Annotated in this window: 13 protein-coding genes; 8 read left to right on the plus strand and 5 right to left on the minus strand. The window is 41.3% G+C overall.

The genetic code is table 11. The features are described from left to right. Window positions 1-238 precede the first annotated feature (238 nt). The 3 genes from aqpZ to KTO63_RS07225 all read left to right on the plus strand — a co-directional run bounded on the left by aqpZ (window position 239) and on the right by KTO63_RS07225 (window position 2,492). Window positions 239-958, plus strand: coding sequence for an aquaporin Z (aqpZ, locus tag KTO63_RS07215; RefSeq protein WP_217790558.1), 720 nt, complete (start codon window positions 239-241; stop codon window positions 956-958). A 157-nt stretch (window positions 959-1,115) separates the two neighbouring features. Next, window positions 1,116-1,604, plus strand: a complete 489-nt coding sequence (locus KTO63_RS07220; RefSeq protein ID WP_217790559.1) for a GAF domain-containing protein — start codon at window positions 1,116-1,118, stop codon at window positions 1,602-1,604. A 402-nt stretch (window positions 1,605-2,006) separates the two neighbouring features. Next, the gene (locus tag KTO63_RS07225; RefSeq protein ID WP_217790560.1) at window positions 2,007-2,492 is read left to right on the plus strand and encodes a hypothetical protein; all 486 of its coding nucleotides are present in this window, start codon (window positions 2,007-2,009) and stop codon (window positions 2,490-2,492) included. Window positions 2,493-2,627: 135 nt separating this feature from the next. On the opposite strand, the gene KTO63_RS07230 is transcribed toward KTO63_RS07225, so the two are convergent. Further along, window positions 2,628-3,164 (minus strand): hypothetical protein, encoded by a 537-nt coding sequence (locus KTO63_RS07230; protein WP_217790561.1) that lies wholly within the window; start codon window positions 3,162-3,164, stop codon window positions 2,628-2,630. A gap of 249 nt (window positions 3,165-3,413) precedes the next feature. Here KTO63_RS07230 and KTO63_RS07235 point away from each other — a divergent pair, with 249 nt between their 5' ends. Further along, on the plus strand, window positions 3,414-4,037 hold the full coding sequence (locus KTO63_RS07235) for a hypothetical protein (RefSeq protein WP_217790562.1): 624 nt from the start codon (window positions 3,414-3,416) through the stop codon (window positions 4,035-4,037). A gap of 267 nt (window positions 4,038-4,304) precedes the next feature. On the opposite strand, the gene accC is transcribed toward KTO63_RS07235, so the two are convergent. The 3 genes from accC to efp form a co-directional block, all read right to left on the minus strand. After that, entirely contained in the window at window positions 4,305-5,645 is a 1,341-nt protein-coding gene (gene accC / locus KTO63_RS07240; RefSeq protein WP_217790563.1) for an acetyl-CoA carboxylase biotin carboxylase subunit, read from the minus strand. A 128-nt stretch (window positions 5,646-5,773) separates the two neighbouring features. Next, window positions 5,774-6,256 carry an acetyl-CoA carboxylase biotin carboxyl carrier protein gene (accB, locus tag KTO63_RS07245; protein WP_217790564.1) on the minus strand — a complete coding sequence of 161 codons (483 nt, stop codon included), beginning with the start codon at window positions 6,254-6,256 and terminating at the stop codon, window positions 5,774-5,776. Window positions 6,257-6,407: 151 nt separating this feature from the next. After that, window positions 6,408-6,974, minus strand: coding sequence for an elongation factor P (gene efp / locus KTO63_RS07250; RefSeq protein WP_217790565.1), 567 nt, complete (start codon window positions 6,972-6,974; stop codon window positions 6,408-6,410). Window positions 6,975-7,261: 287 nt separating this feature from the next. Here efp and KTO63_RS07255 point away from each other — a divergent pair, with 287 nt between their 5' ends. The 4 genes from KTO63_RS07255 (at window position 7,262) to KTO63_RS07270 (ending at window position 10,244) form a co-directional block, all read left to right on the plus strand. Next, on the plus strand, window positions 7,262-7,765 hold the full coding sequence (locus KTO63_RS07255; RefSeq protein WP_217790566.1) for a TlpA family protein disulfide reductase: 504 nt from the start codon (window positions 7,262-7,264) through the stop codon (window positions 7,763-7,765). Window positions 7,766-7,896: 131 nt separating this feature from the next. Then, on the plus strand, window positions 7,897-8,826 hold the full coding sequence (gene mdh / locus KTO63_RS07260; RefSeq protein WP_217790567.1) for a malate dehydrogenase: 930 nt from the start codon (window positions 7,897-7,899) through the stop codon (window positions 8,824-8,826). Window positions 8,827-9,029: 203 nt separating this feature from the next. Then, on the plus strand, window positions 9,030-9,596 hold the full coding sequence (locus KTO63_RS07265; RefSeq protein WP_217790568.1) for a hypothetical protein: 567 nt from the start codon (window positions 9,030-9,032) through the stop codon (window positions 9,594-9,596). Window positions 9,597-9,674: 78 nt separating this feature from the next. Continuing rightward, window positions 9,675-10,244, plus strand: coding sequence for a hypothetical protein (locus KTO63_RS07270; RefSeq protein ID WP_217790569.1), 570 nt, complete (start codon window positions 9,675-9,677; stop codon window positions 10,242-10,244). Window positions 10,245-10,357: 113 nt separating this feature from the next. On the opposite strand, the gene KTO63_RS07275 is transcribed toward KTO63_RS07270, so the two are convergent. Continuing rightward, window positions 10,358-11,368 carry a glycosyltransferase family 9 protein gene (locus KTO63_RS07275; RefSeq protein ID WP_217790570.1) on the minus strand — a complete coding sequence of 337 codons (1,011 nt, stop codon included), beginning with the start codon at window positions 11,366-11,368 and terminating at the stop codon, window positions 10,358-10,360. Window positions 11,369-11,517 lie beyond the last annotated feature (149 nt).

Raw genomic sequence — 11,517 nt, forward strand, 5'->3', positions numbered from 1 at the left:
CTTTGGCTAAATGTAAACATTTAATAATTATTGATTGTATATCATAATTCAAATTTGGCAACGCATTTATTGACGATACTGGCTGTTATGTTTTATTAGTCAAATAATTATATCCGCACTCTGTTAAATGTTGTTGCAACCATACTCTTTAAAATATCAACTTATAGTTTACCTGATCTGTGGGTAATAATCCGTTTGATCAGCGATAAACTGTTCCTATCAAACTAAAATTTATTGTATGACAAAAAAACTGGTTGCTGAATTTATCGGCACATTCTGGCTGGTGCTGGGCGGTTGCGGAAGCGCTGTACTTGCTGCCGCCTTCCCTGACCTTGGTATTGGATTCGTTGGCGTTGCTATTGCTTTTGGCTTAACCGTATTGACCATCGCCTATTCGCTTGGTCACATTTCCGGCGCACACCTCAATCCCGCTGTCTCCATAGGTTTGTGGGCAGGTGGACGTTTTGGCGCGGGCGAACTTATCCCTTACATCATTGCACAAGTGCTGGGTGCTATTTCTGCGGCAGGCGTATTATACATTATTGCCAGCGGCCACGATGGTTTTTCTACTGCCGGAGGTTTTGCGGCTAACGGCTACGGTGACACGCCGGGCTCGCCGGGGCACTATTCTGTTGCAGCTGCATTTACCTGCGAAGTGGTGATGACCTGTTTGTTCCTGATCATCATTTTGGGAGCAACAGACGAAAGAGCGCCAAAAGGCTTTGCCGGCATTGCCATTGGCCTGGGATTAACGCTGATCCACCTTATCAGTATTCCGGTTACCAATACGTCTGTTAACCCTGCACGCAGTACCAGCCAGGCAATTTTTGCAGGTGGTTGGGCAGTTAGTCAATTGTGGTTGTTCTGGGTGGCGCCGATCATTGGCGCATTGATCGCCGGCTTCCTGTATCGAGCTGTATTTGAAAATGGTGTAGATTCGGATTTCCCGAAGAAATAAAGTATTGAGTTCTGAGTTTTGGTTGAAAGTTTGAATAGTCGACAATATTGGGTCGGCAATACACAGCACCTTTGATTTTAGACATCCGACTCATAACTCATAACTTCCTCCTAATTTTGCAAAAGAAACAATCTTCAAATTGGTTGTTTCTTTTTTTATGGCAGAAGATTTAACGATAATAAAAGGTTCAAAGACTGAACAATACGAAACGCTTATTCCTCAAATAAAAGGGCTGCTGGAAGGTGAAGAAGACCTGATCGCCAACCTTGCCAACGTTACCGGCGCATTGAAGGAACAATTCAACTGGTTATGGATAGGTTTTTATCTGGTTAAAAAAGGTGAATTGGTTCTTGGGCCATTTCAGGGCCCTGTTGCATGTACGCGCATTGCAAAAGGCCGTGGCGTATGTGGCACGAGCTGGGCGGAAGCAAGAACATTGATCGTATCTGACGTTGAAAAATTTCCCGGCCACATAGCCTGCAGCAGTTTATCCAAGTCAGAAATAGTGGTGCCTCTGTTTAAAGGTGATGAAGTGGTTGGGGTATTGGATGTTGACAGCGCAGAACTGAATGAATTTGACGAAACAGATCAGAAATATCTTGAAGAGATTGTGAAGTTGGTGGTGATTGAATCATTGAATTATTGAGTGCCGAATAAAACAAAACCTCACCGCACCGTCATTGCGAGCCCCGGTGAAACGTGCTGCTTGCATTCATACGCAAAGGTGCTGTGTCAAGCTATGGGGCGAAGCAATCTGCACCATGCTCCTTGAGATTGCTTCGCCCATTTTCAAAAACGTCGCACATTGTTCTCAAAAATTTATACTGCATTCTCCGCAGGGCTCGCAATGACGCCGGTGATTTTGCACAACAGTGCGTTGGTGCAACAGGGCGAATGCGATTCGCCCCTACACTATTTTCAATTTTCAACTTTCAATTTTCAATTAGAATATACTTCTTTATCTCCTCGCTTCCTCGATTTAACTGTAAAACACTCCCGCATCTTTCTTCTTACATATTTATTGAGTTTCTTTCTGAAAATAAAATTTATGAAAGTCCTACTACTCGCCATTTTCAGTCTCTATATCACCAGTAGTTTATACGCTCAAACATCTGATGCTGAGGCCGAAGCAATGGCCAATTTATTAGGTGTGCAAAAGAAAGAAGCCATCAGCAAAATGGTAGCTGTTGCGCCAAAAGATTCTGTTGCATTTTGGAAAATCTATGATGAGTATGCAAAGAAAAATGTTACTACGGGTAAAGCAAGAATCAAGCTGTACGAACAAACGGTACAATCATATGGCGGCATGAGTGCAGCTACCGCCGATTCCCTTGCAACAAAATATTTTGCCAACAGAATGGATCAGGAAAAAACATTGGAAGAATACTACCTGAAGATAAAAAAAGCTACGAATGCTGTAACAGCCTTTGAGTTCTACCAGTCAGAAGTATATCTGCTTACACAAATAAGAGCGCAAATTATGCAGCAGATACCTACTTATGGGCAAGTGCAGCTGGCTACGAAGAAGCAGTAATGAATTGAAAATTGAAAGTTGAAAATTGAAAATGAGTTTATAGTTGTTAGCAGATAGTTGTTAGTAGACAATGATTGTGCAGAAAGCCTAACAACCAACAACTTTCAATTTTCAGCTTTCAATTTTCAATTTGCCCTACCTTTTCGCACGCTTCTCCTCCGGAATATTTATGGCACCGGCACCATCTACCAGCCAGTTATTTTCTTGCTGTGCCAATTTCAATACCAATTGATAATCCTTCCATTTGCCTTTGCCCGCAAGGGTTACATATCCATCAATCGTGTCAGCTTTTAATATTGTGAATCCATTTCCCGGAAAAAAGTTCGCATCTAAAATTGGATCGATGTCGAGGGACTCTCCAGATTTTGAAAATTTTCGATAATGGTGTTTAAAATTTTCTGTCAATAGTGAACTGTGTTCCACCCAGCTTGACGGTCCACCATTCGGACCTGCAATAGCCTGAACATATTTGTTAATAAACTTAGGAGCGACATTGAAGTCGGGAACAGTTTGATTTCCAGCCGCGCCGATATTTGTATGTGCAGGAGCATAATGCATCTCTCCGGGTGCACGGGCATCTGTTTTATTTTCGGCGTTGGTATTGTTATTGATTTGATTACAGCTGCACAATAGCAATAAGAAAAATAAAATGCCGGGAGTGATTTTTTTCATTATTATAGGGTTATTCTAAATGAGCGGCAATCTCTCCCAATTGTTTTTATTTCACCGAGGCAAAGGGATTTACTTGTTTACAAAAATGACATTTTTCTACCTTCAGTTTACCTGCCTTTTCTAACAACCAGCAACTATCGGCTAACAACTTTCTCGTCGCTTTCCATTTATTTAACATTTGTCCCATTAAACTTTTTGTTCCTATGTGCTTCTTAGATACACATTGGTTAAAAAAAAAATTTTAAAAATATGAAGAAGTTATTCGCTATTGCCGCATTATCAATTGGTTTTGCAGTAGCCGCATCAGCGCAGGATAGTACTGCTACAACTCATAAAAGAGACAAGGCTAAATCTGAATTAAATCTTAGCAAAGAACAGCAGTCGCAGATAAAGAGTATGCACGCTGAGTACAAACAAAAATATGCCGCGCTTAAATCTGACAGTAGCCTGACCGCAGATCAACGCAAGCAGCAATACAAAGCTTTGCATCAGGAGCAACAAAATAAAATGAACACGATCCTCACTCCTGAGCAACAATCTAAGCTTAAGGAGATGAAAAAGCAAAAAGTTTCCCATGCTAAGCAACACATTAAGGAACTGAATCTAACACAAGATCAACAGGCGCAGTGGAAAAGCATCAACAAGGATTATAAGGACAAAATGATGGCGCTTAAGAACGATAAAACATTAAACGATCAACAACGTAAAGATCAGTTCAAGTCGCTTAGCAAGGAAAGAATGGATAAAGTGAAAGGCATTTTGAATGATGATCAAAAAGCGAAGTTGGCAGAGTTTAGAAAGGACCTTCATCAGCATTTCAGACATCATAGAAGCGAGGTTTCAGGCTCCACTGACAACAGTGTGAATAGCTAGTCGTGAATCGTCAAACGTGAATCGTGAATAGGTATCCGTACTACTGAGTTTCTGTAAATAGTGAAGTGAATGAATGTTCAAGACGTCCTGTTCACGATTCACTTTTCGCGTCTCACGATAAAACGTCTTTCATTTCGGGGTATAGTATTTAAAACAAAAAGCTCCGCAATTGCGGAGCTTTTTTCTTGAAATCTATTTCTAAAAAATCAGGTATCGCACATATACAGTGCTGCACCTTCTCTTCTAATTCCTAACTTCTAATTCCTTCTAGTGCATCGTAAACCCTTCAAGGAATTTGGTGTTGAAGTCACCAGCCCTGAAGCGTTCATCTTTCATCAGTTGAAGATGGAACGGAATGGTAGTTTTTACACCTTCGATCACATACTCGCTCAATGCACGGTGCATAGTGTCGATAGCTTCGTCACGAGTACGCGCAACCGCTATGATCTTAGCAATCATGGAGTCGTAGTATGGAGGAATGGTATAACCAGTGTAAACGTGGCTGTCGATACGGATACCGTGACCGCCTGGCTGATGCAATACAGTGATCTTTCCTGGTGAAGGGCGGAAATCATTGTATGGATCTTCTGCGTTGATACGGCACTCGATCGCATGCATTTCTGGTTCGTAGTTTCTGCCGCTGATTGGTTCGCCTGCAGCAATTTTGATTTGTTCTTTGATCAAGTCAAAATTTACTACTTCTTCGGTAACGCAATGCTCTACCTGGATACGAGTGTTCATTTCCATGAAGAAGAAATTGCGGTGCTTATCTACAAGGAACTCGATTGTTCCAACGCTTTCATAATTGATAGCAGAAGCAGCTTTGATCGCAGCTTCTCCCATTTTTTGTCTCAACTCAGGTGTCATAAACGGAGAAGGAGATTCTTCTACCAGTTTTTGGTGACGACGTTGAATAGAGCAATCTCTTTCACTCAAATGGCAAACTTTACCATATTGGTCGCCTGCAATCTGGATCTCGATATGGCGCGGTTCTTCTACGAACTTCTCCATATAAATACCATCATTTTTGAAAGATGCGAGGGCTTCAGCTTTTGCAGTGTTGTAAGCACGTTCCATTTCTTCTTCGTGCCAAACCACACGCATACCTTTACCACCGCCACCTGCAGTTGCCTTCAGGATGATCGGATAACCAACGGTGTTTTTTGCAAGGTCCAACGCCTGTTCAAGGCTTTCCAAAAGACCATCACTTCCCGGAATAACAGGAACGCCAGCTTTGATCATTGTTTCTTTTGCGGTGATCTTGTCACCCATTGCATTGATCATTGCGGGAGTTGGCCCAATGAACTTAATATTGTGTTCACCGCATATTTCCGAAAACTTCGCATTTTCTGCCAAAAATCCGTAGCCCGGATGGATGGCGTCTGCGTTGGTAATTTCGGCAGCGGCCATGATATGAGGAATATTCAGGTAAGAATCGCTGCTTTGAGGACGGCCGATACAAACTGCTTCGTCAGCAAATTTTACGTGCAAGCTGTCCTTGTCAGCCGTAGAATAAACTGCTACCGTTTTAATGCCCATCTCGCGACAGGTACGGATTACACGCAGCGCAATTTCTCCACGGTTGGCTATTAATATTTTTTTGAACATTTAAGTAATTTGAATTTTAAGTTGGAAGAATGTTCTAAGTTTTAAGTATTAAGTTGTAAGTAACAAGTTGTGGGAGTTTCCTCTTGTCACTTATAACTTACAACTTACAACTTATAACTCACCACACCTTAAGGTTCCACTAAGAATAAAGGCTGATCATATTCAACAGGTGTACTGTCTTCAACCAATACTTTTACGATTTTACCTTTTACTTCACTTTCAATTTCGTTGAAAAGTTTCATTGCTTCGATGATGCAAACTACTTTTCCAGGAGCGATTTCGTCTCCAACTTCTACGAAAATTGGTTTGTCCGGAGAAGGTCTGCGATAGAAAGTTCCGATCATCGGACTTTTTATGGTAATGAGGTTGCTTGCGGTAGTTTCTGCGGCAGGTTTTGCTTTATCTGCGACAGGAGCAGCAGCAGGTGCAGCGGCAGGCAATGCAGCAGCAGGAGCAGCAGCGATCATTTGAGGGGCTGCAGTAACAACTTGCTGAATGTTGTCTTGTTTCTGCTTAATGGTAACTTTAAAGCCTTTCTCTTCAATCGTTAACTCACCGATATTGGACCGGTTGATTATTCTAATCAACTCTTGTATTTGTTTGAAATCCATGATGAAGAATTTTCCAGTTTAAAAAATGGGCTGCTAAGATAAGGAAATGTATTAACTACAATACAACAGAATAGTTTTTGAAATTAATAAAAATCCTTACAAAAAGTAAAAACCCGAAAATTCGGGTTTTTACTTCCTTTTGGTATGTTAGTTATTCTTTTACTCTTTCTACGTATTCGCCGGTTTTTGTATTGACGCGAATCAATTCGCCTTCGTTTACAAATAACGGTACGTTTACGGTTGCACCTGTTTCTACTGTTGCAGGTTTCAACGTACGGGTAGCAGTATCGCCTTTTACGCCTGGTTCGCTGTAAGTAACCTGCAAAACGATTTTATCAGGTAACTCCACGCTCATTGGCTGCTCGGTTTCTGTGTTGAACATTACCGCTACTTCCTGGCCGTCTTTCAGGAACTGAGGAGCATCTACCATAGTTTCTGCTACCGCAATTTGCTCAAAAGTTTCGTTGTCCATGAAGTTGTAGCCGCTATCGTCCTTGTATAAAAACTGGAAAGCTTTTTTCTCTACACGCACAGGATAGATGGTATCACCGCTGTTCCATGTTTTTTCGATGGAACGGTTGTTATCCACTCCTTTTAATTTAGCCCAAACTTTAGCTGCAGCTCTTGCAGTTTTGTTTTCGCCAAACTCCACCACGGAATAAAGGCTTCCGTCTAATTTAATAATCAGGCCACGACTGATGTCTGATGTATTTGCCATAAATAAATAATAATAAAATTATACAAGTTTTTTGCCCCTAAAGGGTTCAGAGCGGCAAATCTAAGGCAATTTATCCAATGATTGAGTAATTGAATTATTGAATCATTGATTTGTGAAATAGCTTATTAAACTGAATAACTGAGTAACTGAATAACTGAAGTTTCAGGCACATGTCTCTTCAATTATTCAATAATTCAATTATTCGGTTATTTGATTCTCAATTATTCAGCCATTCAGTTATTCAGTTACTCAGTTATTCTTATCATTGTACCACAATAGCACCCACCATGAAAAAAATATCCTTTTTGTTGTTGATGGTCGTTTTTATGGGAAAACTGTTCGCTCAACCCGATTCCCTGCCGGCTTACAAACGATTTCCGAATATTCCTCCTTTTACGCTGGTCGGCATTGACAGCGCCAAAGTAACCCGGGATGACATTCCAAAACATAAGAAAGTAATGCTGATGTACTTTAGTCCGGAGTGTGAGCATTGCCAGCATCAGACGCAGGATATTTTAGCTGCCATGAATGGTTTTAAGGACATCGAAATAGTAATGATGACCTACCAACCCTATGAGGAAATGGTTGATTTTTACAAAAAATTCGAACTGGCAAAATATCCAAACATTAAAATTGGCAGGGACACCAAATTCTTTTTCCCTCCATTTTACAGAATGCAAAACCTGCCCTATCTCGCTCTTTATGATAAAAAAGGCAACCTGATCACTACTTTTGAAGGCAACCGCAAGGTAGATAAGCTGTTAAAGGCTTTCGATAATAAATTGGACTAAATCATGATAAACCAATCAATTATTTACTAAGTTTAGTGGATAGTAGAGACAAGGCATTGCCTTGTCTGTACGGTATCGGAATCATTCACGTTTCTTGATTGAAATTATTTTTTCACCGCAAATTCTTTTACATGAAAGTTACAGTTGTTGGGGCTGGTGCAGTAGGCGCTACATGCGCTGATAATATTGCAAGGGCCTCTGTTTGCCAGGACTTAGTTTTACTAGACATTAAAGAAGGGCTTGCAGAAGGCAAGGCGCAGGACATGATGCAAACCGCCGCTTTGCTCGGATTTGACACCCGCATTACCGGCAGTACAAATGATTACTCCAAAACCGCTAACAGTGATGTGGTGGTGATTACTTCAGGACTACCTAGAAAACCGGGAATGACGCGGGAAGAATTGATTGGAGTAAATGCAGGAATTGTTCGCGGTGTAGCCGAAAACATCCTGAAATACTCGCCAAACACCATTATCATTGTCATCAGCAACCCGATGGATACAATGACTTTCCTCGCTTTGCAATCTACGGGATTGGCTAAAAACAGGATCATTGGTATGGGTGGAGCGCTTGACAGTGCACGTTTCCGTTATCAGCTCAGCCAGCATTTAGGAGCCAGCCCGGCAGATCTGAATGCAATGGTAGTAGGCGGACACGGCGACACCACTATGATCCCGCTGATACGCTTTGCAACATGGAACAGCATTCCTGTTACCAACTTCTTAAGCTCTGAACAGCAAAAACAAATTATTGCCGACACAATGGTGGGCGGTGCTACGCTTACAAAATTGATCGGGACTTCTGCATGGTACGCACCCGGTGCGGCCGGTGCAGCGCTTGTTAAAAGCATTCTTAACGATGAAAAGAAATTATTCTCCTGCTGCGTAAGCCTTAACGGGGAATATGGCCAGAAAGATATTTGCTTAGGCGTGCCCGTTATAATCGGCAGATCGGGTTGGGAAAAAATCCTCGACTTTGATCTCAATGCTGAAGAACAGGAGCTTTTCAAAAAAAGCGCGGACGCAGTACGAAGCATGAACGACGTTCTGAAAACTTTGTAGAATACCTCACCCAACCCTCTCCAAAGGAGAGGGACTTGCAAAAAGGCGGCAAATTCTTATTTACCGCCTTTTTTTATTATATTTATCTCAGTTTTATTATTCTAAACATTTATGAATAAGTAATCTGTTCCTCAAAACCTTTCCAATTATCCCGCAAAACTTAGTGTATAGTACCTGGGCATAAACATTTTAACCGCTTGTTTATGAAATGGTTGTTGTGCATAACGTTTATGGGCATTTGCTTAAATATCTTCCCACAAAAGAGCGAGTTGTTTAAAAAGCACAACCCTGCACTTAATTTATACCTGAGCCCATTTTTTAACCGCGATATCAATCCGGATAGCAATTCTCTCATCAACCCTGCTACCAACTGGAACATTAATCCAGTAGAGACTGTAGAATGTAACCCCTCTAAAAATGAAAAGATCAATCCGCTGATGAACCTGCTTTGCAATCCGCAACAAAATCAGGTCCTCAATCCGCTGTACATCAAAAACCTTTGGCCAGACGATCTTTCATGGGACGGCCAATACATTTTTGATGAGCATAACGAGTTAAAGGGATATGTATCGCGGGCATCGCAGGAAGTTATCTTGTGCTTCAACAGCAACATGGAATGGGATGGATATTTTGTAAAGGCTTCGGAAAAGCTTTTCAATCATTTTAGCATCACCGGCCTGTGGACCGGAAAATTCCTGTGTACGGACAATAAGGGCGGGTATAATCTTTTTAACAGGGACTGTAAGTGGACACATCAGTATATAAAATGAACAAATTGATTGATCAAAGGTTAAAGATCATGGATCGATCCGCACGTGATTTTTTGGCCTGATAAAATCGACCCTTTTATGATTAAAATTTTATCCATTAAAATACTAATAGCCTTTTTCTTTCCTGCGATTTGCTTTTCTCAAACTATTCCCCCCAAACACAATCCCAAGGTGGATCCTAACCTCAGTCCAACTACCAACAAGAGTATAAATCCTGAAAAAAACGCCGCGATCAATCCCAAGGTGAACTGGAACATTAATCCTGAACGCAATCCAACCATCAATCCCGATACGACCGCAACCATCAATCCAATTCTCATTAATGATTTGAATCCTAATAAGAACAGGATGCTTAATCCTATGTATCACAATGAGCTTCACCCCCAAAACCCGGTTTGGGAGGGCTTATACGTTTTTGATAAGGATGATGAGCTGATCGGTTACATATCTTCTGCGAGCCAGAACGTGATCTTGTATTTTGACACAGCTTACAAATGGCTCGGGTACTTTGTAAAAAGTGGGAAAGGGACGTATAATTTCTACAATTTAAACGATCAATGGACCGGCCAGTTCGGCTGTTATGACGGCATAACGGGTTTCAACTTTTTTGAAAAGGACGGAGAGTGGAAGGGAGTGCATGTGAAATAATTGAATAACTGAGTAACTGAATAACTGAAGTTGAGAAGCGACCTTGCGTTAAAAAATTCAGGTATTCAATAAATTAACGATTCAACCGTGCAGTTACTCAGTTATTCAGTTATTCAGTTATTCAAATAACCCCTCACTTCGTCAATAATCTTATAAACATCCTGCTGCTCCATGCATTTGAAATGGCCACGCGGACATTTTTTTGTACCGTATTTGCTGCACGGCTGGCAAGGCAAGTTTGGCACAAGCATGTTTACATACGGTGATTTTTTTTGACTGGCCATGTAATTTGTTCCGTAGTATGGCTCTACGTCCAGCTTTGGCGAGGTGCCTCCCCAAAGAGCGATCGTTGGCTTTTTGTAGGCGCTGGCAACGTATTGAAGTCCGGTATCATGCGATATCACAAGCTTTGCGCATCTTACGATATCTGCAGATTCATTGAGATTGAATTTGCCGCAGGCGTTGTAAATTTTCACATTGTCTTCTTCAGCAATGGCTTCGCCCTCTTTCACATCTTCTTTTCCGCCCACCAGTATAATCGGGTGATTGATCTGTGCACACAACGCCCTCAACTTGTGAACGGGCAGTTTTTTTGTGTAATAAGAAGCTCCTATCACAATGGCTATATAACCCGCATGGTGCGAAGCTGGCAAATCCCTGCTGATATCAATATGATCTTTTTGTGGAATAAAATAGTCAAGACCGAGTCCGTCGTCCTTTACACCAAATGCTGCAACGGTATCCAAACTTCGCTGTGTAATGTGCCGTTTGGGCATTTTATCGATGTGCAGTTTTGTCAATAAAAACTTCTGCCAGTCGAGTTTATCGATTGTGTAAGCTTTTTTACCTAATGCTCTTTTTATTTTTCCAGAGCGGAAATTTTTGTGCAAGTCGATTACATAATCGTAATCTTCCTTTTTTAATTGTTCGATTACTTCACCAAGGTCCTTATCGAAATAGAAGAATTTGTCGACATAGGGATTGGCTTCTGTTACCGCTTTGAAAGACTTTTTTGTGAGAAAATGTACCTCCGCAGTAGCGACCTGTTTTTTCAGGCAGCGCAAAACCGGAGATGCCAAAACAATATCACCAATGGAAGAAAAGCGGATCACTAGGAATTTCATGGGCCGAAAATAGGCAATTAGTTGAGAGTTGAGAATGGAGAGTGGAGAGTTAATTGAAAGTTGAAAATGAAACTGTTTCGACCTTGGCCTTTAAAATGGCGGTGCACCAACTCTCAACTCTCCATTCTCCATTCTCAACTCTCAAATCT

This window comes from Pinibacter aurantiacus (assembly GCF_019130065.1).
Classification (GTDB): Bacteria; Bacteroidota; Bacteroidia; order Chitinophagales; family Chitinophagaceae; genus Pinibacter; species Pinibacter aurantiacus.